The sequence below is a fragment of the Micromonospora sp. NPDC003816 genome (assembly GCF_042874705.1).
GTDB lineage: Bacteria > Actinomycetota > Actinomycetes > Mycobacteriales > Micromonosporaceae > Micromonospora.
In genome coordinates this window covers 60,122-85,995 of record NZ_JBIANP010000012.1, presented here as the reverse complement: position 1 = coordinate 85,995, position 25,874 = coordinate 60,122, and the positions used below count along the sequence as shown (strand labels likewise).

At 71.5% G+C, this 25,874-nt stretch carries 23 protein-coding genes; 9 read left to right on the top strand and 14 right to left on the bottom strand.

Annotated elements, in window-relative coordinates:
* Positions 1–42: 42 nt before the first annotated feature.
* A complete protein-coding gene (locus tag ACFYTT_RS27015) occupies positions 43–1,257 on the bottom strand; it encodes a S8 family peptidase (RefSeq protein ID WP_387263300.1) in 1,215 nt (404 codons plus the stop codon).
* A gap of 261 nt (positions 1,258–1,518) precedes the next feature.
* Here ACFYTT_RS27015 and ACFYTT_RS27010 point away from each other — a divergent pair, with 261 nt between their 5' ends.
* The 4 genes from ACFYTT_RS27010 to ACFYTT_RS26995 all read left to right on the top strand — a co-directional run bounded on the left by ACFYTT_RS27010 (position 1,519) and on the right by ACFYTT_RS26995 (position 5,746).
* Entirely contained in the window at positions 1,519–2,607 is a 1,089-nt protein-coding gene (locus tag ACFYTT_RS27010) for an aldo/keto reductase (protein ID WP_387263297.1), read from the top strand.
* A gap of 15 nt (positions 2,608–2,622) precedes the next feature.
* The gene (locus ACFYTT_RS27005) at positions 2,623–3,237 is read left to right on the top strand and encodes a TetR/AcrR family transcriptional regulator (protein ID WP_387263294.1); all 615 of its coding nucleotides are present in this window, start codon (positions 2,623–2,625) and stop codon (positions 3,235–3,237) included.
* 261 nt (positions 3,238–3,498) lie between these two features.
* Complete coding sequence (locus tag ACFYTT_RS27000) at positions 3,499–4,809, top strand: cellulose binding domain-containing protein (protein WP_387263291.1); 1,311 nt, start codon at positions 3,499–3,501, stop codon at positions 4,807–4,809.
* Between the two features lie 157 nt (positions 4,810–4,966).
* Positions 4,967–5,746: a DUF4184 family protein gene (locus tag ACFYTT_RS26995; protein WP_176094463.1), complete on the top strand. Its 780-nt coding sequence runs from the start codon at positions 4,967–4,969 to the stop codon at positions 5,744–5,746.
* Here ACFYTT_RS26995 and ACFYTT_RS26990 read toward each other — a convergent pair.
* Complete coding sequence (locus ACFYTT_RS26990) at positions 5,688–5,900, bottom strand: hypothetical protein (RefSeq protein ID WP_131054241.1); 213 nt, start codon at positions 5,898–5,900, stop codon at positions 5,688–5,690. The two genes, ACFYTT_RS26995 and ACFYTT_RS26990, sit on opposite strands and share 59 nt — an antisense overlap.
* Positions 5,901–6,116: 216 nt before the next feature.
* On the bottom strand, positions 6,117–6,914 hold the full coding sequence (locus ACFYTT_RS26985) for an SAM-dependent methyltransferase (protein WP_176094462.1): 798 nt from the start codon (positions 6,912–6,914) through the stop codon (positions 6,117–6,119).
* A 160-nt stretch (positions 6,915–7,074) separates the two neighbouring features.
* On the opposite strand from ACFYTT_RS26985, the gene ACFYTT_RS26980 reads away from it, so the two are divergent.
* Positions 7,075–7,620 carry a hypothetical protein gene (locus ACFYTT_RS26980; protein ID WP_387263287.1) on the top strand — a complete coding sequence of 182 codons (546 nt, stop codon included), beginning with the start codon at positions 7,075–7,077 and terminating at the stop codon, positions 7,618–7,620.
* On the opposite strand, the gene ACFYTT_RS26975 is transcribed toward ACFYTT_RS26980, so the two are convergent.
* Positions 7,608–7,793 (bottom strand): hypothetical protein, encoded by a 186-nt coding sequence (locus ACFYTT_RS26975; RefSeq protein ID WP_387263284.1) that lies wholly within the window; start codon positions 7,791–7,793, stop codon positions 7,608–7,610. The genes ACFYTT_RS26980 and ACFYTT_RS26975 overlap by 13 nt on opposite strands.
* 55 nt (positions 7,794–7,848) lie before the next feature.
* Positions 7,849–8,685, bottom strand: coding sequence for a phosphohydrolase (locus ACFYTT_RS26970; RefSeq protein WP_387263282.1), 837 nt, complete (start codon positions 8,683–8,685; stop codon positions 7,849–7,851).
* Positions 8,686–8,957: 272 nt separating this feature from the next.
* On the opposite strand from ACFYTT_RS26970, the gene ACFYTT_RS26965 reads away from it, so the two are divergent.
* Positions 8,958–9,911, top strand: coding sequence for an endonuclease domain-containing protein (locus tag ACFYTT_RS26965; protein ID WP_387263279.1), 954 nt, complete (start codon positions 8,958–8,960; stop codon positions 9,909–9,911).
* A 26-nt stretch (positions 9,912–9,937) separates the two neighbouring features.
* Here ACFYTT_RS26965 and ACFYTT_RS26960 read toward each other — a convergent pair whose 3' ends face one another.
* Positions 9,938–10,231: a hypothetical protein gene (locus ACFYTT_RS26960; RefSeq protein ID WP_254876908.1), complete on the bottom strand. Its 294-nt coding sequence runs from the start codon at positions 10,229–10,231 to the stop codon at positions 9,938–9,940.
* Positions 10,228–10,506, bottom strand: coding sequence for a DivIVA domain-containing protein (locus ACFYTT_RS26955; RefSeq protein WP_387263276.1), 279 nt, complete (start codon positions 10,504–10,506; stop codon positions 10,228–10,230). The genes ACFYTT_RS26960 and ACFYTT_RS26955 overlap by 4 nt, the downstream gene beginning before the upstream one ends.
* 316 nt (positions 10,507–10,822) lie before the next feature.
* On the opposite strand from ACFYTT_RS26955, the gene ACFYTT_RS26950 reads away from it, so the two are divergent.
* The 3 genes from ACFYTT_RS26950 to ACFYTT_RS26940 all read left to right on the top strand — a co-directional run bounded on the left by ACFYTT_RS26950 (position 10,823) and on the right by ACFYTT_RS26940 (position 13,874).
* Complete coding sequence (locus tag ACFYTT_RS26950; RefSeq protein ID WP_387263273.1) at positions 10,823–11,062, top strand: winged helix-turn-helix domain-containing protein; 240 nt, start codon at positions 10,823–10,825, stop codon at positions 11,060–11,062.
* A gap of 320 nt (positions 11,063–11,382) precedes the next feature.
* Positions 11,383–13,554, top strand: coding sequence for an EAL domain-containing protein (locus tag ACFYTT_RS26945; protein WP_176094454.1), 2,172 nt, complete (start codon positions 11,383–11,385; stop codon positions 13,552–13,554).
* On the top strand, positions 13,551–13,874 hold the full coding sequence (locus ACFYTT_RS26940; RefSeq protein WP_176094453.1) for a hypothetical protein: 324 nt from the start codon (positions 13,551–13,553) through the stop codon (positions 13,872–13,874). Before ACFYTT_RS26945 ends, ACFYTT_RS26940 begins: the two co-directional genes overlap by 4 nt.
* 84 nt (positions 13,875–13,958) lie before the next feature.
* Here the strand turns inward: ACFYTT_RS26940 and ACFYTT_RS26935 are convergent, their stop codons facing one another.
* The 7 genes from ACFYTT_RS26935 to uxaC form a co-directional block, all read right to left on the bottom strand.
* The gene (locus ACFYTT_RS26935; protein ID WP_387263269.1) at positions 13,959–16,799 is read right to left on the bottom strand and encodes an AAA domain-containing protein; all 2,841 of its coding nucleotides are present in this window, start codon (positions 16,797–16,799) and stop codon (positions 13,959–13,961) included.
* Between the two features lie 398 nt (positions 16,800–17,197).
* Positions 17,198–18,760, bottom strand: a complete 1,563-nt coding sequence (locus ACFYTT_RS26930) for a polysaccharide lyase family 1 protein (protein ID WP_387263267.1) — start codon at positions 18,758–18,760, stop codon at positions 17,198–17,200.
* A gap of 71 nt (positions 18,761–18,831) precedes the next feature.
* Positions 18,832–20,190: a polysaccharide lyase family 1 protein gene (locus tag ACFYTT_RS26925; RefSeq protein WP_387263264.1), complete on the bottom strand. Its 1,359-nt coding sequence runs from the start codon at positions 20,188–20,190 to the stop codon at positions 18,832–18,834.
* 214 nt (positions 20,191–20,404) lie between these two features.
* Complete coding sequence (locus ACFYTT_RS26920; protein ID WP_387263261.1) at positions 20,405–21,568, bottom strand: Gfo/Idh/MocA family protein; 1,164 nt, start codon at positions 21,566–21,568, stop codon at positions 20,405–20,407.
* A gap of 86 nt (positions 21,569–21,654) precedes the next feature.
* Positions 21,655–23,145: a mannitol dehydrogenase family protein gene (locus tag ACFYTT_RS26915; RefSeq protein ID WP_387263258.1), complete on the bottom strand. Its 1,491-nt coding sequence runs from the start codon at positions 23,143–23,145 to the stop codon at positions 21,655–21,657.
* Positions 23,136–24,437: an enolase C-terminal domain-like protein gene (locus ACFYTT_RS26910; protein WP_387263255.1), complete on the bottom strand. Its 1,302-nt coding sequence runs from the start codon at positions 24,435–24,437 to the stop codon at positions 23,136–23,138. Before ACFYTT_RS26910 ends, ACFYTT_RS26915 begins: the two co-directional genes overlap by 10 nt.
* The gene (gene uxaC / locus ACFYTT_RS26905) at positions 24,434–25,864 is read right to left on the bottom strand and encodes a glucuronate isomerase (RefSeq protein WP_176094446.1); all 1,431 of its coding nucleotides are present in this window, start codon (positions 25,862–25,864) and stop codon (positions 24,434–24,436) included. The genes ACFYTT_RS26910 and uxaC overlap by 4 nt, the downstream gene beginning before the upstream one ends.
* Between the last annotated feature and the right edge of the window lie 10 nt (positions 25,865–25,874).

The following is a 25,874-nucleotide window of genomic DNA, read 5'->3' as shown; positions in this document are numbered from 1 at the left end:
GGTGTCCCTGCCGGGGGAGCGGCGGGGACACCCGGTCTCCGGTTACAGGTTCTTCTTGTTCAGCAGCAGGTTCGGGGTGCCGGAGAGGCTGCCGGTGACCACGCCGCTGGTGCCGTTGGCCACGATCCAGTTGTGCACCGTCGCCTGGCTCGCGTCGCCGTTGGTCGCCTTCCAGAGGGCGGCCACCCCGGCGGCGTGCGGCGTCGCCATCGAGGTGCCGTTCAGCGAGGCGGTCGTCGAGGTGGGGTACGTCGACACGATGCCCGAGCCGGGGGCGTAGATGTCCACGCAGGAGCCGACGGAGGAGTAGCTGGCCCGCGCGTCAGTGTTGGTGGTGGCGGCGACCACCAGCGCGGCGGTCAGGTTGCGGGGCAGCCGGTCACACGAGTTGCCGCCGGTGTTGCCGGCGGAGGCGGCCAGGAACACGCCGCTGTTCATCATGTTCGTCAGCGCGGTCGCCAGGCTGGCGCTGTAGGTGTAGTTCCAGGAGGCGTTGGCCACCGCCGGCTTGTTGGCGTTGCGGGTGACCCAGTCCACCGCACCGATGGCGGCCGACAGCGTGCCGCCGCCGGAGCAGTTCAGCCACTTCACGCCGTACAACCGGACGTTCTTGGCGACGCCGTGGCTGGTCCCGCCGATGGTGCCGGCGACGTGCGTGCCGTGGCCGTTGCAGTCGGTGTTGTTGGTGTCGATGGCGTTGTAGGCGAACTGAGCGCGCCCGCCGAAGTCCGGGTGGTTGGCCTGGATGCCGCTGTCGATCACGTACGCGTGCACGCCGGTGCCGGTCGAGTTGTAGGTGTAGCTGCGCGACAGCGGCAGGGTGGTCTGGTCGATCCGGTCGATGCCCCAGGCCGGCGGGTTGGTCTGGGTGGCGTCGACCACGTCGTACTGGAGCACGTCCCGCTCGATGCTGAGCACGTTGGCGTTGTGCGCCAGCTCGGCGACCTGCGCGGCGGTGAGGCGGGCCGCGAAGCCGTTCACCGCCCGGCTGAAGTAGGCGGAGGGGGCGGCCTTGAGAGCGCGGGCCGGCACGGTGGCGTCGGCGCCGGGCTTCATCGTGACGACGTACGCGCCGGGGATCACCGCGACGTCTCCGGCGGCCTGCGGGGTGGTGACCGGTACGGCGGTGGCCCGGTACGGCCCGCCCGCAGCCATCGCGGGTTGCGGCAGTGCGAGCAGGCTGGTGACGACGGCGGTCGCGGTGATGCCGGCGGCGAGTACGGCACGACGCCGGCGAGGTAGGCGTGCTTGTGACACGGAGCCTCCTTGGAAGCAGACCACCCGTAGTGGATGATCTTCGATGTCAGGAGGCTAGCGGCGCGCGGGCCGACATATAAGTCTGTGGATGTTACGGATTGGTACCGAGGTGGGTCGCGGGTGACAGACGGGGTTTGGCTCCCCACCCGAGGTGCCTGAGAGATGCCGCGCGACTGCCCGGTGCGGCGCGGGTCGCGGCCCTCCGGGCGGGCCGGGAGTTCTGGACTTGTCGGTCCAATTTTGCCGCGTCACAGTGACGTCATGAATCACTACTACCTGCTCGGCCGGTCCGGGCTGCGGGTGAGTCGACTGGCGCTGGGCACGATGAACTTCGGCACCGGCGGCTTCCACGCCGCGTACGGCCGCACCGAGGCGCAGGCGGAGCCGATCTTCCGGCGCTACCTGGAGTCCGGCGGCAACCTGATCGACACGGCGGACTTCTACACGGCGGGGGAGAGCGAGCGGATCCTCGGCCGGCTGATCGACTCCGCGAAGATCCGCGACCGGCTGGTGCTGACCAGCAAGTTCACCAACACGGTCGACCCCACCGACCCCAACGCCAGCGGCAACGGCCGCAAGCACATGATCCGTGCCGTGGAGGAGTCGTTGCGCCGGCTCGGCACCGACTACCTCGACCTGTACCTGCTGCACACCTGGGACCGGATCACCCCGGTCGAGGAGGTGGTCCGGACCTTCGACGACCTGGTCCGCGCCGGCAAGATCCGTTACGCCGGTCTCTCCGACGTGCCCGCCTGGTACGCCGCCCGGGCGCAGAGCGTCGCCGAGGCGCACGCGATGACCCCGATGGTCACCGTGCAACTGCCGTACTCACTGGTGGCGCGGGACATCGAACCCGAGTTCGTGCCGATGGCCCAGACGCTGGGGCTGGGCCTGACCGCGTGGAGCCCGCTCGGCGGCGGCCTGCTGACCGGCAAGTACCGCCGAACCGGCGACGGCCTGTCCGGGGCGGGACGCCTCGGCGACGGAACCCGGCCGGTCGGCGACGCCGAGTGGCGCGTGGTGGAGGCCCTGCAGAGCGTGGCCGGTGAACTGGACCGGCCCATGGCGCAGGTCGCCCTCAACTGGGCGATCACCCAACCGGCCGTGGGTTCCGTGGTCGTCGGCGCGAGCAGCGCCGACCAACTCGACGGCAACCTCGCGGCCCTCGACTTCGAGATCCCCGGCGAGCTGCGCGACCGGCTCGACGCCGCCAGCGCCCGCCCACTCGCCGCCCCGTACTCGATGTTCACCCCGGCGTACCAGTCCTGGATCGTCAGTCCCGGCCTCGGCATCGGCGACAAGCCGACCGGCTACGCGCCGCCGGTGTTCAATGGCCCGGTAGCCGCCTGACCTCGGGAGGACGAGTTGCCGCGTGCGCTGACCCGCAAGGGCGAGCAGACCCGCGCCCGCATCGTCGCCGGTGCCGCCGCCGAGGTGCGCGAGCGTGGCGTCGACGAGGTACGCCTCGACGACGTCATGGGGCGCACCGGCACCAGCAAGGGGCAGATCTTCCACTACTTCCCGGACGGCCGGGAGGAACTGCTGCTCGCCGTCGCCCAGCACGAGGCAGACCAGGTGCTCGCCGACCAGGAGCCGGCGCTCAGCGACCTGACCACCTGGCCGGCCTGGCAGGAGTGGCGTGACCTGCTCGTCGCGCGCTACCGCGCCCAGGGCATGTCCTGTCCGCTCAGTACCCTGCTCGGGCCGACCGGTCGGCGTGGCCCCGGCTCACAGGCGGTGGTCGCCGGGCTGATGACCCGCTGGCAGGCGCGGATCACGGCCGGCGTCCGGCAGATGCAGGCGACCGGTCAGATCGCCGCCGGGTTGGACGCCGACCGCGTCGGGTCGGCACTGCTGGCCAGCATCCAGGGCGGCGTGCTGCTGATGCTCTCCACCGGCAGGATCGACCATCTCGAGGCCGCGCTCGACTTCGCCCTGGACGGTCTGCGCGCCTCGGCCCCGACGATCACCGGCCGCTGATCGACTGGTGGGCACGGCGCACCGGCCGGCCGCACCCGGCGGGGCGCCTCCGCAGGTTGCCATCGACTCCTTGCTATGTTATCGCTCACAGGTTACCGTCCCTACGGGAGTGAGGGGCACGCGCCAACGCTCGGCCGCGTTCGTGAATCGGCGCGGCCGAGCGCACGGCACCAGGCCGGTTGATGGGCATCCCGGCCGTACCCACCACCACGGCGCCCCGCGCCGCCCGCGCGTCCACGCGACGCGGAATGGAGTAACACGATGTCCAGGCGTAGATCGTTCTTCGGGCCTGTGCTGCTCGCGGCCCTCCTCCTGGTGGCCGCCGCCGCCACGGCGGTGACCGGCAGCCTCGGCCGCACCGCCGCCGCGGCCGAGATCGGCACCCTCGCCGCGACCGCCGGGTGCGGCAAGACCCCGACCCTGCGCAGCGGTACGCACACCATCCAGAGCAACGGCAAGAGCCGCAGCTTCATCCTGCGGGTGCCCGACAACTACCAGAACACCAACCCGTACCGGCTGGTCTTCGGTTTCCACTGGCGTGGCGGCACCGCCACCGACGTCGCCACCGGCCAGACCGTGCAGCGTGACGCCTGGGCCTACTACGGGCTGCTGCCCCTGTCGAACAACAGCACCATCTTCGTCGCGCCGCAGGGACTGAACAACGGATGGGGCAACTCCGGCGGCGAGGACATCACCTTCGTCGACGACATGCTCCGCGTCATCGAGTCGGACCTGTGCGTGGAGACCACCCAACGCTTCGCCCTCGGCTTCAGCTGGGGCGGCGGGATGAGCTACGCCGTCGCCTGCGCCCGGCCGAACGTGTTCCGGGCGGTCGCCGTGTACGCCGGTGGCCAGATCAGCGGATGCAGCGGTGGCACCGGCCGGATCGCCTACTTCGGGGCGCACGGCATCCGGGACAACGTCCTCGGCATCGCCGGTGGCCGCTCCCTGCGCGACCGGTTCGTCGGCAACAACGGGTGCACCGCGCAGAACCCGCCGGAGCCGAGCCAGGGCAGCCTGACCCACCGGACCACCACGTACTCCGGATGCGCGGCCGGCTACCCGGTCGTCTGGGCGGCGTTCGACGAGGGGCACATCGCCGCCCCGCAGGACGGCGCTCCCGGTGACAGTGGCTCGCGGACCTGGCTGCCGGGCGAGACCTGGCGCTTCTTCACCCAGTTCGGCGGCACCACCCCGCCGCCGACCACCACCCCGCCCACCACGACCCCGCCGACCACCCCGCCCCCGGGCGGCGCGTCCTGCCGGGTCACCGCCACGGTCAACGCCTGGAACAACGGCCTGACCGAGGACCTCACCATCACCAACACCGGCAGCTCGTCGGTGAACGGGTGGTCGCTGGTCTTCACGCTGCCCTCCGGGCAGACCATCACCGGCGGCTGGAACGCCAGCTACTCGCCGACCTCCGGGCAGGTGACCGCGAGGAACGTCTCCTACAACGGCACCATCGCGCCCAACGCGTCGGTCAGCATCGGGTTCCAGGCCAACCACACCGGCAACACGGCCCGACCCGGTGCGTTCACGCTGAACGGCGCCACCTGCACCGTCGCCTGACCGCGCGGGGGCGGAGCCCGGCGGCTCCGCCCCCGCTGATCGGGCTCAACGTGGCGGAGCGGCGGTGCCCGCCTCAACGTGGCGGTGTAGCTGTTCGCGCGTCGACGTGTCGCACAGCCACACTGCCACGATCAGGGATGGGCTTAGGCTGCTGCGCGTGCCGTTGACCTTTCCCGCGCATCTCGCGCCGGTGCTGGCGCTGAAGGTCTGGCGGCCACGGTGGTGCGACGGGGTGGCACTGAGCACCGGTGCCGTTGCCCCGGACGTCGCGTACCTGGCCGCCGGGGCGGACGGTCGCACCTTCGCCGACACCCACTCCTGGCCCGCCCTGTTCTGGTGGTGCCTGCCGGTGGCGTTGGCGTACGCGGCGGTGGTCCGGTTCGCCGGTCCCGACGTCGCGGTCCACCTGCCCGGGAACCGGTGGTTCGGCTGGCGGGGGTACGCGCTGCGTGGTGCGGTGCTGCCGTACCGCCTGTGGATCACGGTCGGCTCGGCGGTGCTCGGCGCGGCGAGCCACCTCGGTTGGGACTGGCTCACGCACACCGACGACTGGCTGCGGGTGCTGTTCGGGGTCGACTGGTCCCGGGTCAGCGGCGTGGCCTGGTGGACCGTGTCGGACCTGACGAGCACGGTCGTCGGCAGCGCGCTGGCGGTCGTACTCGCGGCTCGGATCGGTCGGCGCGGCGGGCGGGAGGCGGACGGAGGTGCCGTCCCGGCCCGCCGGCCGACCCTGTTCTGGGGTGTCGCCGGGGTGGTCGCCGTGGCCGGTGCGGTGTGCGTGGCGGCGCTGCCCGGTGCCGACCTGCTCGCGCCGACCGGCGTCCGGCTGTTGCACCTCGCCGCGCTGGCGCTGCTGGCCGGTGGCCTGGCTGTCCGGGTCAGCTCGCGGCGCGGCGTCTGGCGGCGTACGGCAGGGCGAACAGGTACAGGCCGGTGACGAGCAGCAGGAAGAGCGGCGGCAGGGGCAGGAAGAACACCCACTCGGCCGGTTCCTGCTGCCCCATCACGACGACGGTGACGATGACGACTGCCACCGTGAAGACGATCGACGTCCACCGGTGCACCTGACGGACCCACGCGTTGCCCTTCACCGGGGCCTCCCTCCGGACCGAGCCGCCGCACCGGCACTCTGCCGGTGGTGTGCTCGACCGGAAGTCAGGCTATGGGCGGGGCGCTGACCTGCGCTTCTCGATTCCTGACCGGTCCGTGCACCGGTTCACACCGGGCCATCCCGAAGGCCCGGCAGGTCACCCTGACGGCCCGCCAGGGTCACCCGACGGTCCGCCGGGCCATGGCGACCGGCGAGGTCAGGGCTTGCGGCCCACCGCACCGTACGCGTCGATCGCCACCGCGTCCGGGTCCGCCGGACGCCACAGCGGGATCGGCACCAGGCCCGGCTCCACCAGCGTCAGTCCCTCGAAGCAGGTGCCGAGCTGTTCGGGGCTGCGCAGGATGTAGGGCACGCCGCCGCTCTGGGCCAGCCGTTCGGCACCGGAGACGACCTCGGGGCTGGTGTCGGTGCCGTCCCAGAGCACGAGGTGGCTGCCGGAGGCGGTGGCCGCCATGGTCCGGCCGACGATGGCGCGTACCACGTCCAGGTTCGGCTCGTAGCCCATCACGCCCATGTACATCACCGCGACGGGCTTGTCGAAGTCGAGCGTCTGCGCGGCCTCGGCGAGGATCTTCTCCGGGTCGTGGTAGTCGGCGGGCACGTACGTGGTGACGCCCTCGGAGGTGGTGCTGGACAGCAGCGCGCGGGCGTGGACCAGCACCATCGGGTCGTTGTCGACGTAGACGATGCGCGAGTCGGGCGCGATGGCCTGGGCGACCTCGTGGGTGTTCTGCATGGTGGGCAGACCGGTGCCGATGTCGAGGAACTGCCGGACGCCCGCCTCGGCGGCCAGGTAGCGCACTGCCTGGATGAGGAACTTGCGCGACTGCTGGGCCATCACCACGATCTCGGGGTAGACCTCCGCCACGGCGTCACCGGCGGCCCGGTCGGACTGGAAGTTGTCCTTCCCGCCCATCCAGTAGTTCCAGATCCGCGCGGCATGCGGCACCTCGGGCTGGAGCTTCGCGGCGAGTTCGGGATCCGGGCTGGCCATTCCTAGCTCCTGTCGACGGGGTCGGCTGACGGACCTGCGGATGATCACATCATCGTACGCAGGGTCCGTCCACTGTCGAAGGTGAAGGTACCGCGTTGAGCGGGATTCCCATGCCCTCCGCCGTGCCCACAGATGGCAGGCTTCGGGCGTGGAGAGCCTGATGGCGCAACTGCCTGCCCTGCTCGGTGTCCTGATCGGCACCGTCGGCACGATCGTCGCGACCTCGCTGGCCGACCGGTCGCGCTGGCGGCGGACCCAGACGGTGCGCTGGGACGAACGGCGGCTCGACGCGTACGCGGAGTTCGCCCGCGCGCTCAAGGAGGTGCACGCCACCTCCGGCCGGCTGTTGCCCGGATGGCGAGGGGTGCCGGTGGACCGGGATCGGGAGCTGGCCAACCTCGTCGAGGCCGACTTCCGCCACACCCTCGCCTGGGAGAACGTACTGCTGCTCGGCGACGGCCCGACGGTGACCGCGGCCCGGGCGTGGCGCGACGCGGTCTGGGCGATCGAGCGAGTCGCCCAGGGCAGGCCCACCGACGACCTGGCGGCTCTGCTGCACCGGGCCAACGAGGCCCGTGACCACTTCTACGACGCGGCCCGGGACGGCCTGGGCGTCGGCGGTGGCTCGGTCGCCCAGGCCACCCTCTTGCAGATCCGCCTGGGCGACCGGGACCTCCCGTTCACCCGTGACGTTCAACCGGGGTGAGGAGTACGCGCGTTCATCTCGACAGGCACGCGGGGTGGCCTGCCGTCGCTGGCGATGACGGCGAAGCCGTGACCGTCGGACAACCCGCTCGCCCGCAGCGCGTTCACCCCGTCGGGCGCCAGCGTCGGGAACGCCCCGCCCAGCACGTCCCGGCTGTGGCGTGGCCCCGCCACCAGTGGGTCGAACCCGACCTGAGGTAGCGCGACGGCAAGTGTCGCAGCGACCCGGTCAGGCGGGGTGGGCCGGTTGGTCGAGGATGGCGCTGAAGCGCTCCTCGGCCAGGTCGAGCTGGTCGAGGATGTGCCGCCGTACCGCATCGGAGAGCGGAGTGTCCGCCCGGGTGACCAGATCCCGATAGACCGGCACCAGCGGCCGGTACTTCCGCGCCAACGACTCGACCTTCGGCCCGACCGAGTGGATCACGCCGACCCCGTTGTCCGTGAAGTCGGAGATCTTGACGACCCGTGCCCACGGCTCCCGCTCCAGGCTGGCGGCGACGTGCTCGTGGTACTGCTCGTCACGCCCTCGCCCCGGATCCCACGGCGGATTCGTCACCGCCGCCACCAGCCGCGCCACCCGGGGTCCGAACCGCTCCGCGAGTACGTCCAGCGCCGCCCCGGTCTCGTCGAACCCACTCGGGTCTCCGAGCTCGAACCCTCCCGGGTCGCCGGTCACTGCGGCCTGGTCGGATCGACCCGGGTCTCTGACCCCGGACTCGCCTTGCCCGCCAGCCATGGACCCGCCTCGCTCGGCGGCCAGGTCGGCCGGGTGGTCCTCCACGGCGTCGTGGAGCAGCCCGGCGACGATCACGTCGACGTCGCGTACCTCGTAGTAGTGCATCATCCGGATGGCGACCCGGAGCAGGTGGTTGACGTACGGCTCGCGGGATCGCCGGTCGTCCCGGTGCAGCCGTGAGGCCAGTGTCAACGCCCCGTCGAGGCGCTGCTGATGATCCTCGTCGAAGACCTTGATCTCCAGCCGGAACCGCTCCCGCAGACCGGCCTCGCCGTGCATCTCGGTGATCGCGTGCATCGGCATGGTGGCCAGATACGGTGGCAGTTCCATGCGTCTCTTATAACCGATCGCCCCGGCCTACGGGGGACCACCAGTCCGCCGACCCGCCCCGGCGCGCCGAAGCGGCCTTCTGATCGTGGCAGCGTGGCTGTTACCGCAGCGGCGTGTCGAACAGCCACACTGCCACGCTAAGCCGAGGCACCTTCCCGGCCGCCATAGCAGACGGGGGGCCGGGGCGGGGGTTGTCCACAGCGGGCCGCCCATCCACAGGTACGGCCGCTCGGGGCTGTGGAACCTGCGGGCCGGGTGGCACGGTCCAGGGCGTGGACGTGGTGTTGGCGGAACTGGTGGAACGCGGGCACGGGCTGGTGAACCGGTCCGTCGTCGAGCAGGTCGTGCCGGCGTGGATCCTGCAACGGGCGTGCACCACCGGCGAGTTGGTGCGGGTACTGCCCGAGGTGTTCGCGGCAGCACACCTGCTCGACGAAGAGGGCAGGCGGGCGTACACCTCGCCGCTCGGCCGGATCGGTCCGGACCTCGGCCGCCGTGCGGTCGCTGGCTGGATACGCGAGCGCGGCGCGCTCAGCCACCTCACCGCCCTCGACGTCTGGGGGTTGCGTGCACAACTGCCCGGGGACCTGCTGCACGTGAGCGCCCCGGCCGGCAGCGGCCTACGAAGCTGGCCCGGTGTCCGGGTCCACCGACGACGCCACTTCAGCCTCACCTCACCGTCGGTGCTGGCACGACAGGGACTGCCGGTGACCACCGTCGAGCGTGCCCTCGTCGACTCCTGGCCGATGCTCTCCCCGGCGGAACGGCGGACGCCGATGATCAGGGCGGTGAACGACCGGCTGACCACCCCCGAGCGGTTGCGGGCCGCACTCGATGGCACGACGCGGGTGCCGGGCCGGGCAGGGCTCAGCACACTGCTGACCAGGCTCGCCGAGGGCTGCCGAAGTCCGCTGGAGATCTGGGGACACGAGCGGGTCTTCACCGGCCCGGGAATGCCGTCGTTCCAGCGGCAGGTGCGCGTCCGGCTCGGTCGGCGCACCGTCCACCTCGACCTCTACGCCGAACCGGAACGCGTCAACATCGAACTCGACGGTGCCACGACCCACGGCGACCCGCGACAGCGCGAGATCGACCTGCGCCGCGACGCACAACTGGCCGCACTCGGCATCCTGGTGGTCCGTTTCGCCCATCGTCGGCTCGTGCGTGAGCCGGAGACCGTACGCCGGGAGACCCTCGCCATCCTGGCCAGCCGTCGACCTCGTTGATCCGCGGCACCGCACGAGCTCAACTGTCAACCGTCCACCACCGCCCTGGTGCGACGTGCGGAAGGGCGAACGAGCCGCGCCGACTGCGGCGGAGTGCTGGCGGCGGGGCGGAGACCGGCGATTTGGACGTAGATCTCGCGTTTGGCGGTGGCGGTGCCGTGCCGGTCGATGACGTACCCGGTCAGCCAGATCCAACCGTCGTACGCCTGTCGGTCGCTGGTCGAGACGACGCGCAGAGTCAGTGCCCGGCCCCCGGCGAACTGCACCGAGGCGCGGCCGTCGATCCGGAGCAGGTCACCGGGGGCCGGGCGCGCGATCACCAGCGGGCCTGGTTCGGCGGTCGGCAGTGCCGCGCGTGCATCGACTGCCAGTCGCGCAGCGCCCGCTTGAGCCGCTCGTTCTCGTGGGCGAGCTGATGGACCTGCTGGTGCAGGTCAGCCAGCTCGTCGGCGACCGTGGTCTGGAATTCGCGTACCTGATCGGGGTCGACCCCACGGCGACGCGGGGCGAACGTGTGGTTGCGTACCTCGTGCGGGGTCAGTCGGGTCGGGCGACCGGTCCCGTAGGGCTGGCCACCTCGATACACCTGGGCCACTACGGTCCTTTCCTCAGGGCAGGCTGAAGCGCGGAGGGTCGGTGCGGTGGTGCGTGGAAGGGCGGACCGTGCGTGGCCGGCGTCCGCACGGCCCGCCCGCTCGGCCGCCGCAGCCCAGTTCGGCGGTACGACGACAGAGCAGCTCACAGGGTCGGGACGGGCACGCGCACCCGCCCCGACCAGGGGGATGAGCCGAACTCGTTGCCACGCGAGGATCAGCTCGACACCAACATAACCAGGGAACATAGGGAAGTCAAAGGACATTGTGTAGGTGTTTGAGTTGTGATCGAATTCGGGTTGCCACGCGAGGAGTGCCATGCCCGAATCAGCCGAGTACCTCCGCATTGCCGCAGACGTGATCGCCGACGTCAGGTCCGGCAAGCTCAAACCGGGCGACCGGCTGCCGTCGCTCGCGCAGACCCGTGCCGACTACGGCGTCAGCTACGGCACCGTGCAGTTGGCCTACGTCCGACTCGAAGCCCTGCGGGTGATTCGGCGGCATCAGGGCAAGGGTGTCTTCGTGACCGATCCGAAGACCTGGATGCGGGAGCCGTAGCGCCGCGTCGAAGCCCCCGATGGTCACGAACTCGACCACCGGCAACCTCCACGCCGCGCTGCGGGCACGGGCAGGCTCTCCCACCGGATCGCCGAACGAGCCGCCCGTCTCCGCGGGCCCGACGAGCAGACCTGACCAGGCGGCGCTCCGAGCGCTGACGAGTCCACGGGTGAGATCGCACTCCTGACCCCGTACTCAGGGGTTGGTTGACGGGAATCTGACCTTGCGCGGTCCGATGTGGAGAAACCGATAGGGTTGCTCACGGCAAGCAGGCGAACTCGTGCCGTGACCGTGTGACCGATCGCCTCCGGGGGTGTGCGATGGCGCCGAGCAAGCGACAGGCCGTCCTGATCGGAGTCAACCAGTGCGGCTACGACGTGCAACTGCCCGCGCTGCGGTATGCCGAGAGTGACGCACAGGATCTCCGGGCCGTGCTGCTCGACCAGGACTACGGCACCTTCCACGACGGTGACGTCAAGATGTTCCTCGGTGCGGACGCCACGTGGCGTGACATCAAGGCGTATCTGCGCGGGATCGCGTTCGAGTCGGGCCCCTCGGATGTGCTGCTGGTCTACTTCGCCGGGCATGCGCTGGTGCCGGAGTGGAACGAGCAGCTCGACGCGTACCTGGTCACTGCTGATCTGGATCCGGACGCGCTGCCTCGGGAGCCGGACAACGGCCTGCGGATGTCGTTCCTCAAACGGGATGTGTTCGAGGCGTTCGCGGGCACCTCGTTCCTGGTGCTGGACTGCTGCCAGGCGGGCATCTATGCGGACGCCGACCGGCGGCATGCGGCGGCGATAGAGACCTACCGCACCCAGGTCGACCGGCACAGTGCGTTGCTGGCATGCCCGAAGGGCGGGGTGGCCCGGGAGAGCACCGACTACGGGCACGGTGTGCTGACCCACCACGTCCTGCGGGCACTGCGTGGCGAGGCGGCGGACGAGGCTCGCCGGGTGTCGTTCGCCCGGATGGCAGCGTTCGTGGCTGAGCAGGGCATCGACCCGCCGCCGGCCCAGTGGGTGAAGACCTACGGGCCGGCGATACCGCTGACCCAGCCGCCCGTGTCGCGGCACGATCGACAGACGTTCAACACACCGGCCAACCCCGGTGTCATCCGGCCCTGCAAGAACCCGCTCGAAGACCACGCGAACTCCATCATGCAGTTGCTCGGCCGGATGTTCCGCGGCGCGAACCGGCCGAACCACCACGCCCAGCAGGTCGAACTCATCCGGTACGCGGTGGACGCCGACTCGGTGGCGGTGGTGCAGTTCGCCGGTGACGGCATCAGCGTGGTGGACAAGACCTCACGCTTCGACTACGAGTTGCTCCGGCCGATGCTGGAACTCGCCGCCGACGAGGCCGTGCAGTACCGCACCTCGATGCCGGGTCATGAGGTTTCCGTCGGTGCCCGTCGGCGCATACTCTGCGTACCCGTCAAGGCGGTGGACGACAGACTGGTCGCCTACGCCGTGGTCGACCCGGCCCCCGCGCAACTGGAGATGGGCGAGCCGCTCGCGGTGATCCTGCGAGCAGTCTGGGACTCCGACCCGATCAACAAGCCGGTCGAGTCCGAGATGATCGTCATGACGGCGCTGCGGGCCGCGTTCGGCCGGATGCCGACACCGGTGTACGAGTACGCCTTCACCAGCTACCAGAAGCTGGTCGACTCGCTGACCATGGTTTTCCAGCCGGTGGTGGAACTGAGCCGACATCCCACCGGGGTGGGAGTGCACAGCTTCGAAGCACTGGCCCGCCGCAAGGAGGGCGACACCGGAGCACCGATGCCGGTCCTGCAGATGGCGCACCAGTGGGGCGACCGGTTCATCATCGAGCGCGACGCACTGCTCGTCTCGAAGGCCATCCGCTCGTACGCCAAGGCCGCCGTCGCCGCCAACTGGCAGGGCATCAAACCGCTGTCGGTGAACGTGGCGGTTCGCTCGCTGTTGCGCGACTCGTACCTGCATCAGGTGAGCCGGGCACTCGTCGAGGCGGACGTCAACCCACAGACCCTCACCCTGGAGATCTCCGAACAGGACCCGATCTCACCGGGGCCGGGCGAGAACTGGCCGCAGAAGCCGCTGAAGTACTTCCATCACCGCCTCACCACGCTGGCCCGGGACCTGCACATCAACTTCGCCGTCGACGACTTCGGTGTGGGCCACGCGTCGCTGGCGCGGATGGCCGAGCTGCGGCTCACCCAGATCAAGGTCGACCGGGAGATCCTGCACCATCCACTGGCCGTCGAGGAGTTGGAGCTGGTGGCGAAGGTCGCCCGCTACGCCCGAGACCAGGGCGACGCTCCCCATCCACGAGCTGTAGTGGTCGAGGGGTACGACGAGAAGGCACCGATCACCCTGAAGCAGATCTGGGATGTCGGCATCCACCACGTCCAGGGCTACTTCTGCGGGGCGGTGGCGTCGACGAGCCTGCAACCGCTCGACCGGCAGATTCAGGAAGAGATAGCAGCCCAGGTCAAAGGAGAACGATGAGCGTCGTCAAGCTTGAGTTGCCGGCGGACGTGCTGAACGAGATAGATCTGCCGTACGAGGGAATTCGTGGGCTGGACGCCCTCACGCTCGCCGTTGAAGGGGTCGCGGTGATGGCCAACCTCGCCACCCTCGCCGCTGTGCAGCCACAACTGGGCGCGTTGGTCGTCGCGATTCGCAACTGGCGGCTGCGCGACGATCGGCAGACCGTCGTGTTGACGGTCAAGGGCCGCGGTATCGACATGCGGATAGACCTGCCGCGCAATGTCGATACCGCGATGCTGCTGAAGCACCTGCAGCCGATCTTCGAGGAAGGACGGTGACCTGTCTCCTGCGGATCCGGGACTTCATCCACCGGCACGAGCGAGTTGCCATTCCTGACCCCGGCTGTGACGCCACGACAGGTGCTACCGCGCCGTCACCATCCGGGCGGTGAGGTCGAGGGCGGCGCGGATCGGGTCGTCGGACCAGCGGCTGGCGAACACGTCGTACAGGCACCACCCCGCGCGGGCCAGGCTGCGGTGCCGCTCCACGTGGGCGTCCACCCCGTCCGGGTGCACGCCGCAGATCACCGCGACCGCGTCCGTGTCGGCGCCGACGCAGAGGTCGATCCGCCAGCGGCCGACCGGGTAGTCGGGGCGTACCGGCACGCCGATCCGGTCGAGTTCGTCGGCGAGGGCGCGGGCCCACGGCTCGGACGCGGGTGCGTCGGGAGCGCTGGACACCGGCGGCTGTGCGGCGTACCGGAGGTAGTCGGCGACGATGCCGTCGGGGGAGCGCAGCGAGGTGACCACCGTGAGCTGCTTCCGGGCCCGGGTGACCATGACGTTGAACAGGTTCGGGTCGGCCAGGAAGCGGTGTCGGCCCGGCGGGTCGTCGTCGACCAGGCCCAGCGAGACGATCACCACGTCCGCCTCGCTGCCCTGGAACGCGTGCACCGTGCCGGAGCGTAGGCCGAGCCGTTCGATCTCGTCGACGTCGTACGCCGAGAGCAACGCCGCCTCCACCGCGTCGGCCTGCGCGCGGAACGGGCTGATCACCGCGATGCCGCCGCCGGGCGGCTGGGTGGCGAGCTTCCCGACCAGGTCGAGTACGGCGTCCACCTCGGCCTGGTTGACGCCGTCCACCACGGCGGCGTCGGTGGTGGTCAGCACGTCGATGGCGTCGACACGTTCGGTGCGGGGGTGCCGGGTGACCAGCTTGAGCCGGTCGCCGTAGAACCGCCGTGCGGAGAATCCGATCAGGTGCGGCGTGGACCGGTAGTGCTCGCCGAGCCAGGTGACCGGTGCGGCACCGGCCGCCAGGTCGAAGGCGCTGGACCGGCGTACGTCGAGCCGGTCGGCGAAGCGGTCCAGCCCGTGCCGGTGCAGGGTGGCGGTCACGTCCTCGTCGGAGACGAAGGAGACGAACCGTAGTTGGCGCGGGTCACCGGCGACCAGGGCGTGCCGGGCCCGGGCCAGCACCGGGGCGGCCCGCAACTGGTCGACGTGCGCCGCCTCGTCCAGCACGACCAGGTCGAACATTCCGGAGACCGGCGGCAGCAGGTCCTCCACGTCGGCCACCGTGCCCACCCAGAGCGGCAACGCCCGCACCAGTGCCTCGGCGTCCAGCCCGGCGAGCATCTCGCGGCGACGGTTGCGACCGGCCCGCAGGGAGGTGCCCAGGGCCCCGGCGGCACGTCGGCCCTCGCCGGTCCACCGTCGCGCACTGGTGACCTGGTGCCGCAGCGCGGTGCCGACCGTCTCGGCGAGTGCGGCGTCCGCCTCGGCCAGCGCCGACCAGGCGGCCGACAGGTCGGTGCCGCCCTCCGCCGGCAGTCGCGCCGCCGCGCGTACCGCCTCGGCGGCCTCCACCGCGGCCCGGAGCCGTTCGGCGGGTAGCTGGGGACCGGCACCGGTCAGGCGCCGGAGCCGTCGGGCGGCTCGGGCCCGGCGCAGCCGGGGCCACCAGCCGGTACCCGCCCGACGCGTGTCGACCAGGGCCTGCCGGATCGCGGCGAGGTCGGCGTCGGGTGCGAAGACCGCCGGGGCGTCGTGGCCCAACGCCGGCAGCAGGGGCTGCCAGCCGGGCAGGGTGGCGGCGAGTCGTTCCTGCTCCAGCGCCGCGCTGATGCCGGACCGGACGGCGGCCACCCGGTCCCGGGCGGCGGCCACGGCGGCGGCGTCGTCGCGCAACTGGGCGTCGTCCACTCCGGCCGCGATCCCACCGGCGAGGTCGGCGGCGACGGTCTCCCGTCGCTCGGCGTCGCCGAAGAGGACCGGAGGCGGGCCGGGATGCCGACGCAGCAGTTCGCCCAGCACCTCCGCGGCGTGCGCGGACTGCGTCGCCACCAGCACCGACCCGCCCCGGCCCACGGTGTCCAGGGCGGCGGCGACCAGGGCGTGACTCTTGCCGTTGCCGGGCGCCCCGGAGACCACCACCACCGCCTCGGTCCGGGTCCGCCGGACCACGTCCCGCTGCGCCTCGTTCAGCGCCAGCGGCGACAGTACGTCGTCCCGGTCCGCCCCGCCGCCGATGCCCTCGTCGGCGCTGCTGCTGGCGCTGTTGCCGCCGGTGCTGCTGTCGGTGCCGGTGCCGGTGCCGGTGCCGTCCGGCGTACCGGCCGGGCCGAGGTAGATCCGGGCCAGGGCGGTCCCGGTCAGTCCGGGGCGGCCCGCCCAGTTCAGCAGGGTGTCCCGCAGCCGACCGGCGAACACGTCCCGGGTGACGAACAACGCCGCCGAGGCCACACCGGTCAGGGTCGTCTCGTCGACGCGGCGCGGTGGCCTCGGCACGACCCGGTCGACCGTCAGGCCGGCGGCCTGGGCCGCCGTGGTCACCCAGGCGGCCGTGCCGGGCGCGGTCAGCCAGCCGGGGCCGGCGAGCCCCGGCGCGGCCTCCAACCGGGCGGCGAGGTCCCGATCCTCGATCAGCGAGGTCAACTCGAGGTCACCGGCGGGAACCACCCGGTAGGCGCGCCGCCCGCGTTCCAGGCGTACCGGTTGGGCCAGCAGCGGCAGCCGCACCCGACGTCGGGCTCCCGCCACGTCGACGCCGCCGACCAGGAACGCCAGGCCCAGCCGGAGGATCCGCTCGTCGCGGTGCAGTGCGTCCAGCGCCGCCAGCCGGTCCAGTCGGGCGGTACGCGGACCCCGGTGCGGCTCCGGCAACCAGATCAGCGGACGCCCGGTCCCGGACACGTCGAACACCCGCTCCGCGCCGGCCGGAGCCAGGTCGGCGAGAGCGGTGAGGATCGTCGCCGCGCGCATCGCCCGCCGATTCTGCCGTACGCCGTCCCGCCCGGCCGCCCGCGTGCCCCGATCCGCTGGGCGTGGCTGGTCGACCTGGCCTGGTCCGCCGGGCGTGGCTGGTCGGCCTGGCCTGGTCCGCCGGGCGTGGCTGGTCGGCCTGGCCTGGTCCGCCGGGCGCGGCGGGTCGGCCTGGATGTTCCACCCGGCCCCCTTTGCTCTGCTTCACCCCACGCACTGGTTCCACCCGGAAACCGTTGCGTCGGTTGAAGCAGAGCAAAGGGGCCAGCGAGGGGAGTGGTGGCGGCGATTACCGGCAGCACACCAGCACACCAGCGCGGCAGCCGCGTGGCGGCACCGGGTGGAGACGGCGGTGGGCGGGAGCCGTCGACGGCTCCCGCCCACGTGGCGGTCGGTTGTCAGGCGTACGTCTCGAACTCGGCGACCCTCGGCGTACCGCTGGAGCTGGTGATCTCGAAGGTGACCTTGCTGAGCGAGGTCGAGGCGAAGCTGATCACACCGGCGGTGGTGCCGGAGGCGAGTACGGCCCCGTTGCCGTGGTTGATGACCCGCCAGCCACGGATGTTGCCCACGGAGCCGGACGCCTCACGGATGTTGATCCGGGAGATCGTCTTGGCGGAATCCCACTTGATCGAGATGGAGCCCGTGGCGCCCGACGGCGACCAGGCGGTGCTCATGTTGCCGTCCCGGACGTCGCCGTAGCTGGTGCCGCTGGCCTTGCTGGAACCGTCGGAGCCGGCGCCGATGCTCAGGTTGGTGCCGCTCGGCGGGTTCGTCGGCCCGGGGGTGGGGCTGGTGGTCGGTCCGGGCGTCGGGCTGGTCGGCCCCGGGGTGGGGCTGGTCGTCGGGTTCGTCGGCGTGCAGTTGCCGTTCGAGGTCCGGATGCCCTTGTTGGCGCCGGCCGTGTCCCGCACGATGGTCGGCACGCAGCTCGCCGCGTCCATCCGGTACGAGTAGGGGATGCTGACGCTGGTGTTGGACGTCGGGTTGGGGCCGGCCGGGTTGTTGTCGCCGCTCCGGCTGGACCAGGTCACGTTGTCGAAGGTGTTGCCGCTGACCTGCCAGTAGCCGGCCTCGCTCGTGTAGAACGTGCCGAGCACGTCCTTGGCGTTCTGGAAGTAGTTGTTCTCCACCTTGGCCTGCCCGCCGGCCCGCGAGTTGATGCCGGACTCGTTGATCCGCAGGTAGTGGTTGTTGTAGATGTGGGCCACCCCGCCGCGCAGCAGGGGCACCCGCGAGTCGAGGTTCTCGTACAGGTTGTTGTGGAACGTGACGAAGCCGTTCGAGCGGTCGCTCTCGCTGGAGCCGATCAGGCCGCCACGACCCGAGTTGCGCAGGATGCTGTACGACAGCGTCACGTACTGCGTGTCGTTCTTCATGTCGAAGAGGCCGTCGAAGCCCTCCGACTCGCCGCCCGACGCCTCCAGGGTGACGTGGTCGACCCAGACGTTGCGGACGCCGCTCTCCATGCCGATCGCGTCGCCGCCGTTGGAGGTGGGCGAGCCGGACTTCTTGACGTTCCGCACCGTCACGTTCTGGATGATGATGTTGCGGGCCTCGCGGATGTGGATGCCGAGCTGGTCGAAGACGGCGCCGTTGCCCACCCCGAGGATGGTGACGTTGCTGATCTGCTTGAGCTCGATCACGTCGGCGGCGGTGTTGCAGCTCGACCCGGACACCTTGGTGGTGTTGCCGTGGTTGATGGTCCCCTCCACCTGGATGGTGATCGGGGTGCTGCTGCTGGCCCGGTTGCAGAGGGCCGCGTGGATCTGGGTGCCGGTGGTGGCGCGTACCGTCTGGCCGCCCGCGCCGCCGGTGGTGCCGCCGTTGCGGGTCGCGAAGCCGGTGGCGCTGCCGACGGCGGCGGACGCCTGGGGGGTCACCAGGGTCACGCAGACCGCGGCGCCCACGGCTGTCGCGGACAGCCCCGCGAGGAGTCGCAGTGCGACTGTTCGTCTCATCCTTGCCTACCTTCCTATCGGTGGTGGTACTGCTACAACCGGGTGTGGTCGCCGGGTCGCCTGAGGGACGGTCAGAGCGGCAGGCGGTCGGCTCCGGCGAGCGGGCCGACGACGAGGGGCACCAGTGGTGCCGGGAGGACCGGTCCGTGCCGCAGCGTCGGCGTCCAGCCGGCGTCGGGCGACAGGTCGGGGTCGTGTGCGACGTTGTACGCGGCCACCAGGTCCACCGGGCGGGGTAGCTTGCCGGCGGCCTGCACCCAGTTGCCCCGGGTGGTGATCGCGGTGCCGCTCCAGTCGTAGAGCAGGTCGGCGGCGGTGATGCCGGCGCCGAGCGTGAAGTGGTTGTTCTCGGCGTACACGGCGGACTGCACGCCGACGCCGATGGCGTACTCGAAACCGTCGCCGGTCAGGCGGTACTGGTTGTTGTAGAGGTCGACCTGCCCGAAGCGGACCCGGGGCAGCCGCTGGAGTGCCTCGTCGAACAGGTTGTGGTGCAGGGTGACGTTGAGTCGGCCGACGTCCGGGCCGACGGTGTTGGAGGAGCCGATCAGCATCAGCTTGTCCCGCCCGTCGAACCGGTTCCAGGAGGCGGTGACCAGGCTCGCCGTGTGCGTGATGTCCAGCGCGCCGTCGTGCACCTGGTACGGGCGCCCGAAGTGGATCGGTTGGCCGCTGTCGGGGTTGTCTCCGTCGGTGAACGTGTTGTGGTCGATCCAGACGTTCTCGCTGCGGCGGACCGAGACCAGGTCGTACTGGGAGTTCCAGTTGCCCGTCTCGCCGTCGGTGGGGGACCAGGCGGGGAAGCAGTCCCGGGCGTCGTCGAAGGTGACGTTGCGGACGATGACGTTGGGCGCCCGGTCGATCATCAGGGTGAGGCCGGTCAGCCGTGCCCCGCGCAGCCCGACGATGGTGGTGTTCGGGCCGACGTTGATCTGGGTCTGCCGGGTCTGGTTCGTCACCGACCGGACCCGTGCCTCCTCCACCGGTCCGCTCGGTGCGACCCGGCCCCACGTCGCCGGGTCGTACGCGGCCAGGTAGGCGTCCAGTGAGTACCCGGGGTCGGCCAGGTCGGTGCAGTCGAGCAGTCGCCCGTCGGCGTCCTCGAACCCGTCGATCTCGCCCTTGACGAAGATGATCTTCGGGGTGGTGTTGGTCGCGTTGGTGGCGTTGTTCCCGCCGAGCGCGGCGACCAGGTCCTGGCGACTGTCGACCACGTGGACCTGGTCGGCGGTGGCGGCGGAGCCACCGGTGGTGCCCGGTCCGGCCGCCGCCCAGCCGTCGTTCGTCGGCAGCGCCTGTCGGCCGATCTGGCGGGCCAGCACGGACAGGGTGTCCGGGCCGCCCGTCGGGCCGGGGTGCGCCGCCGCCGGGGCGGGTGCGGCGCTCAGGGTGAGAATGATCAATGCCGCACCGGCGGCAATTCTGTGCATCAGCTCGTCCCGTTCCCTCGTCGTTGTTTCTCTATGTGACGAAGGTTACGGTTGTGTTTTTATTGTGGTCAATATTAATGATGTGCAGTTTTGTTGCAGAAAATGCTTTCGGCCGGCATCGCCTCGACCTGTCCCGGTCGGGAAACCGCTGGTCATCGCGGAGTCCTCAGTCCTGATCGGACCGGCGATGTTGCAGTGGCGTTGCGGTGTCCTCCTATTTTCGTCCGGCCGGATCGGTCCGCCACGGAGCGACCGACCACGGCACGCCCAACTCGGTCGGCAGTACGCCGCTCTCGGCGGCCCGGCGCAGCACGTCGTTGACGCCCGGTATCCGTAGCACCCGCTGCGGCCCGTCGCCGACCGCCTCGACGAGATCGTCGCCGAGCAGCGTCGGCTCGGGTGCCGCCTGCAACGCGGTCAGCACCGCGGTGAACGGGGCGGTCCGGGCCAGCGGCGCGATCAACGGCACCCGGGGATCGGCCCGGTGGTCGAGCAGGTTCTCCAACAGCCCCCGCCGGCCGGGCACCTCGCGCGCCCGATCCTGGCCGGGCAGCAGCAGCCGGTCCGTCGGGTATTCCAGCACGGCCCGTCCGGCGTCACCGGTGACGATCACCTCGCCGGGCACGAAATCCTCCCCGGCCAGCGTCACCGCGGCCACGATCGGCGGGCCGTGCCGCAGGCGTACCCGCAGCACGGCGGTGTCGTCGACCTCGATCGGCCGGACCCGGTAGCGCTCCACCTCGACGGCCACGATCTCCGCCGGCTCACCGGTGACCGCCTCGGCCACCGCCAGGCACTGCATCACCGCGTGCGCCAGCGGGTTGGCCAGCGCGCCGTCGAGCACCGGTCGCCCGTCCAGGCTCCGGCGACCGGCCCATGGCGAGCGGGCGTAGTACGCGTCCGGACGCTGCCAGGCGGCGACCGTGGCGATGCCGGTGACCGTACCCAGTCGGCCGGCACTCACCGCGTGGGTCAGCGCGGTGAGCGCGGCCGACCCGAGCGCCTGGAAACCGACCTGCGCCACCCGGCCGGTGCTGACCAGTGCCCCGGCCAGTTCCTCGTGCTCGGCGGTGCAGAGCACCGGCGGCTTCTCCAGCAGCAGGTCGGCACCGGCGGCCAGCGCGTCCCGGGCGATCGGCAGGTGGGTGTGGGGCGGGGTGCAGATCACCACCACGTCCGGCCCGACGGCCGAGAGCATGGCGCGGTGGTCGGTGAAGACCCGGGCGTCGGGGGGTACCGGTGCGGCGGGCTCGTCGTCCAGCGGTCGCGTGTCCACCAGCGCGACCAGTCGCAGCCGGCCGGCGTCGTGCAGTGGACCGAGCACCCGACGGTGCCAGCGCCCGTGCCCGTTCGCCCCGACCAGCGCGACACGTGGCACGGCTGTCGCGGGCGTTGCGGCCGTCGGGGTGTTAGCAGGGGACCCCTGCTCTACCTGAGGCGTTAGGAAGGTGCCCTTCCTTTCACTCATCCGGCACCGGCCAGGGTCGCGGGGACGCCGTGGCGGTGCAGGTCGGTCAGCCAGGCGGTGACGTCGGCGCGGACCTGGGCGTCGGCGGCCACCTCGGGCGGGACGACCTCGTCGAGAGCGAGGACCGCGTCGACGGCCCCGGCCGGGGTCTGCGGTGCGGCGGCCAGGGCGGTGCGGATCCGCTCCGCCAGCGGGTCGTCCAGCGGCAGCGCCCGGCCGTCGTCGGCGGTGCCCTGGGCGAACCGGATCCAGGCGGCCACGACCAACGCCGCCCATCGGGCGGAGCGGCCGGACGCGCGCAGGTCGGCGATGGTGTGCAGGATCCGCTGCGGCAGCTTCTGCGAGCCGTCCATCGCCACCTGGAGGGTGCGGTGCCGGATGGCCGGGTTGCCGAAGCGGGCCAGCACCTGCTCGCCGTACTCGACCACGTCGACGCCGTCGGGCGGGGTGAAGCTGGCCGCCACGTCCTCGGTGATCAGCCGCCGCAGCACCGCCGCCAGGTGCGGCAGGACGAGGGCGTCGGCGATCGTCTCGCATCCGGCGAGCGCACCGAGGTACGCGGCGGCCGAGTGCACCCCGTTGAGCCCGCGCAGCTTCAGCCGCTCCCACGGCCCGGCGTCGGCGCAGAGCACCGCACCGGCGCGGTCCCAGGCGGGCCGCCCGCCGGGGAAGTCGTCCTCGATCACCCACTGGGTGTACGGCTCGGCCGCCACCGCCGCCAGGTCCTCGACACCGAGCGCCCGGCGGGCCTCGGCGAGGGTCTGCGCGGTGCTGGCCGGCACGATCCGGTCGACCATGGTGCCGGGAAAGCCGACCTGGTCCTGGACCCAGTCCAGCGCTGTCTGCCCGGCGCCCGCGTACACCAGGGCCTGGGTGACCAGGCCGCGCAGCCGGCGGCCGTTGGCGGGCAGGTTGTCGCAGCTGACCAGCGCGATCGGGCCGGCGTCGGCGGCGGCACGGGCCAGCAGACCGCGCACCAGCAGCCCCGGCACGGTGGCCGGTGGCCGGTCGCTGGTCAGGTCGGCGACCAGCTCCGGATCGGGGCGCAGCGTCCCGGCCGCCGGGTCCAACTGGTACGCCTTCTCGGTCACCGTCAGCGTGACCACCCGGATCGCCGGGTCGGCCAGCAACGCCACGATCGCGCCCGGGTCGGCGGCGGCCAGCCGGACGTCGGCCAGTGCCCCGATCACCCGGGTCTGCTGGTCGTCTGCGGAGAGCGTGCTCACGCTGAACAGGTTGTCCTGCGCGGTCAGCGTCCGCACCAGATCCGCGTTGCGCGGCGCGACACCGACGATGCCCCAGTCACCCCCGGCCGACGCGAGCGCCTGCTCGGTGTAGACGGCCTGGTGGGCGCGGTGGAACGCGCCGAGCCCGAGGTGCACCACGCCGGCCGGCACGGTGCCCGGACGGATCAGGGGACGGGACTGCACCGGTAGTCGGCGCAGGGCGCCCAGATCGAGTCGGGACGCGCCCACGGTCACCGCCACGTCGGGCCGTCCGGGAAACGGAAGGTGGCGATCGACTCGGGACGCATGGTGGCGCTGTAGCCCGGCTCGGTCGGCAGCAGGTACCGCCCGTCGCGGGTGCGTACCGGGTCGACGAAGTGTTCGTGCAGGTGGTCGACGTACTCCACCATCCGGCCGTCCAGGCTGGTGCCCACCCGCAGGTAGTCGAAGATCGCCAGGTGCTGGACGTACTCGCAGAGCCCGACGCCGCCCGCGTGTGGGCAGATCGGTACGCCGAACTTCGCGGCGAGCAGGATCTCGGCGAGCACCTCGTTGACCCCGGCCACCCGACAGGCGTCGATCTGCATCACGCCGATCGCCTCGGCCTGCAACAACTGCTTGAAGATGACCTTGTTGGCGGCCACCTCGCCGGTGGCGACCCGGCACCGGCCGCCGGTCAGCTCGGTCATCGCGCGGGCGATGCGGGCGTGCCCCAGGACGTCGTCGGCGTGCGTCGGCTCCTCGATCCAGTACGGGTCGACCTCGGCCAGCGCCGTCATGTTGGTGATCGCCTCGTCGACGTCCCACACCTGGTTGGCGTCCATCATCAGCAGCGCGTCCGGGCCGATCTCGGCCCGGATGATCCGGGCCCGCCGCAGGTCGTCGGAGGGCGGGCCGCCGACCTTCATCTTCATCGCCCGCCACCCCTGCGCGTACGCGTCCCGGGTCAACGCCCGGACCTTGTCGTCCGGGTAACCCAGCCAGCCCACCGACGTGGTGTACGAGGGGAAGCCGTCCCGCTCCAGCAGGGCCAGCCGGTCGCCGAGGCCGTCACGCCCCTTGTCGAGGATCGCGGCGGCGTCGTCCGGGGTGAGCGCGTCGGTGATGTGCCGGAAGTCGACGTTGGCCACCAGCTCCTCGGTGGACAGCTCGGCCAGGTAGCGCCACATCGGCTTGCCGGCGAGCTTGGCGCGTAGGTCCCACACGGCGTTGACCAGCGCGCCGGTGGCCATGTGGATGACCCCCTTCTCCGGGCCGAGCCAGCGCAACTGCACGTCGGCGACGAGCGAGCGCCAGAACGCCACCGGCTCGGCGGTGATCTCCTCCACCGTGCGTCCCCGCACGTGGTGGGCGAGGGCCCGCACGGCGGCGCAGGTGATCTCGTTGCCGCGACCGTTGGTGAAGGTGAACCCGGCGCCGGTCGGACCGTCGTCGGTGTGCAGCTCCACGTAGGTGGCCGAGTAGTCACCCCGGTTGATCGCGTCGGAGCCGTCGCCGCTGGCGGCGGTCGGGAACCGCACGTCGTGCACGGTCACGTCGGTGATGGTCGTCATGCTTGCTTCTCTCCGAACTTGAAGACCTGCTTCGGCAGCCGGTACGCCAGGTCGACGATGGTCTCGGCGGCCTCGTCCATGGGCAGCCGGTGCTCGGCGACCAGCCGGGCCAGGAAACCGGCGTCGATGCGGCGGGCCACGTCGTGGCGTACCGGAATGGAACAGAACGCGCGGGTGTCGTCGACGAACCCGGCGGTGTTGTAGAAGCCGGCCGTCTCGGTGACCGTCTCGCGGAACCGGCGCAGCACCTCGGGGGAGTCCAGGAACCACCAGGGCGCGCCGAGCACCAGGGCGGCGTACCCGCCGGCCAGCGGTGCCAGTTCCCGGGTGAAGGTGTCCTCGTCGAGCGTGTAGAGCACCACCCGCAGCCGGGGGTCGTTGCCGTACGCGTCCAGCAGCGGAGCCAGCGCGTGCACGAACTCGGTGACCTGCGGGACGTCACCGCCCACGTCGCGCCCGTGCCGGGCGTGCAGCCACCGGTTGTGGTTGCGCACCGCCCCCGGGTGCAACTGCATGACCAGCCCGTCGTCCAGCGACATCCGGGCGAACTCCAGCAGCATGTGGGCCTGGAACGCCTCGGTGTCGCCCGGTTCGGCCCGGCCCCGGCGGGCCCGGTCGAACAGCGCCGCCGCGTCCGCGCCGAGGTCCAGGGTGCGGGCGGTGAGGTGCCCGTGGTCCGACGAGGTGGCACCGGCGGCGATGAACACCTCCCGGCGGGCGCGCAGCGCGGCCAGATAGCCCTGGTACGTGCCGGTGTCCTCGCCGGTGATCTCGCCGAGCCGGTCGACGTTGGCCGACCAGTCCTCGAACTCCAGGTCCACCACGTTGTCCGGCCGGAAGGTGGTGACCACCCGACCGCCCGGACCTCCCCACCCGTCGGCGGCGAGCTTGGCGTGCCGACCAAGGTCGTCCAGGGGCGACTCGGTGGTGGCCAGCACCTCGATGTTGAACCGCTCGAACAGTGCCCGGGGCCGGAAGTCCGGCTCGGCGAGGCGGGCGGCGAGAGCGTCGTATACGTCGTCGGCGGTCTGCGGCGACAGCCGGGTGTCCAGGCCGAAGACCTCGGTGAGGGTCTGCTCCAGCCAGAGCCGGGACGGGGTGCCCCGGAACAGGTGCCAGTGCTCGGCGAAGCGCCGCCAGATCCGCCGCCCGTCGGTCTCCACCGGGCTGCCGTCACGGGTGGGCACGCCCAGCTCGGCCGGGAGCACCCCCTGGCTGAACAGCATCCGGGTCAGGTAGTGGTCGGGCACGATGAGCAGCCGGGACGGGTCTGGGAACGGCTGGTCGTCGGCGAGCAGCCCCGGGTCGACGTGCCCGTGCGGCGAGATGATGGGCAGCCGCGCCACCAGCGCGTACAGCTCGCGGGCCAGGGCACGTTGGCCGGGCTCGGCGGGTAACAGCAGGTCGGGACGGGTCGAGGTGGGCACGGGGTTCGGC

Excerpts from the sequence above, each read along its gene's own strand:
- ACFYTT_RS26925 (WP_387263264.1), bottom strand. The coding sequence starts at position 20,190 with ATGCACAGAATTGCCGCCGGTGCGGCATTGATCATTCTCACCCTGAGC.
- ACFYTT_RS26940 (WP_176094453.1), top strand. The coding sequence starts at position 13,551 with ATGAGCGTCGTCAAGCTTGAGTTGCCGGCGGACGTGCTGAACGAGATA.
- ACFYTT_RS26935 (WP_387263269.1), bottom strand. The coding sequence starts at position 16,799 with ATGCGCGCGGCGACGATCCTCACCGCTCTCGCCGACCTGGCTCCGGCC.
- ACFYTT_RS26950 (WP_387263273.1), top strand. The coding sequence starts at position 10,823 with ATGCCCGAATCAGCCGAGTACCTCCGCATTGCCGCAGACGTGATCGCC.
- ACFYTT_RS26910 (WP_387263255.1), bottom strand. The coding sequence starts at position 24,437 with ATGACGACCATCACCGACGTGACCGTGCACGACGTGCGGTTCCCGACC.
- ACFYTT_RS26945 (WP_176094454.1), top strand. The coding sequence starts at position 11,383 with ATGGCGCCGAGCAAGCGACAGGCCGTCCTGATCGGAGTCAACCAGTGC.
- ACFYTT_RS27010 (WP_387263297.1), top strand. The coding sequence starts at position 1,519 with ATGAATCACTACTACCTGCTCGGCCGGTCCGGGCTGCGGGTGAGTCGA.
- ACFYTT_RS27000 (WP_387263291.1), top strand. The coding sequence starts at position 3,499 with ATGTCCAGGCGTAGATCGTTCTTCGGGCCTGTGCTGCTCGCGGCCCTC.
- ACFYTT_RS26980 (WP_387263287.1), top strand. The coding sequence starts at position 7,075 with ATGGCGCAACTGCCTGCCCTGCTCGGTGTCCTGATCGGCACCGTCGGC.
- ACFYTT_RS26970 (WP_387263282.1), bottom strand. The coding sequence starts at position 8,685 with ATGGAACTGCCACCGTATCTGGCCACCATGCCGATGCACGCGATCACC.
- ACFYTT_RS26985 (WP_176094462.1), bottom strand. The coding sequence starts at position 6,914 with ATGGCCAGCCCGGATCCCGAACTCGCCGCGAAGCTCCAGCCCGAGGTG.
- ACFYTT_RS26930 (WP_387263267.1), bottom strand. The coding sequence starts at position 18,760 with ATGAGACGAACAGTCGCACTGCGACTCCTCGCGGGGCTGTCCGCGACA.